The 462-nt window shown below is 68.6% G+C and carries 1 pseudogene; it reads left to right on the top strand.

What is annotated here, in order from left to right:
- Positions 1-338 precede the first annotated feature (338 nt).
- Positions 339-462: pseudogene (locus tag PUR61_RS19155) on the top strand (acyl-CoA dehydrogenase); the annotation flags it as partial.

Here is a 462-nt window from a genome sequence, read left to right as displayed (position 1 = left end):
GTGTTGTTTTTTTTTTTTGTTGTGGTGTTTGTTTTTCGTGGGGGGGGTGTGGTGGGTGTTGTGTTGTCGGGGGGGGGGCGTTTTGGGCGAGGGTTGGGTGGGGGGGGGGGGGGGGGGGGGGGGGGGGTGGGCGGTGGTGTGGGGTTGGTTTTGGGGGGGTGGGTTTGTGGAGGGTGGGGGGGGGGGGGGGGGGGGGCGGGGGGGGGCCCCGAATGCGCGAAAGTAAAGCAACACCCCACAGCACAGCCGCCGGCCCGATAACACGGGCACACCCCCAACAACCACCCCCGCACCAACAACAACCCGGGGTACCACACCGCCACTACAAGCCCCACGCCGACCCCGAGGCGCGGTCGAAGGGCATCTCGGCGTTCGTGGTGGAGAAGGGCGACGCGGGCGTGTCGTTCGGTGCGCCGGAGCGGAAGCTGGGCATCAAGGGGTCGCCCACGCGCGAGGTGTACT

This window comes from Streptomyces sp. BE20, assembly GCF_036322525.1.
Lineage (GTDB): Bacteria > Actinomycetota > Actinomycetes > Streptomycetales > Streptomycetaceae > Kitasatospora.
The sequence above is the reverse complement of the archived record's forward strand: the minus strand, read 5'-3'. Positions and strand labels throughout refer to the sequence as shown.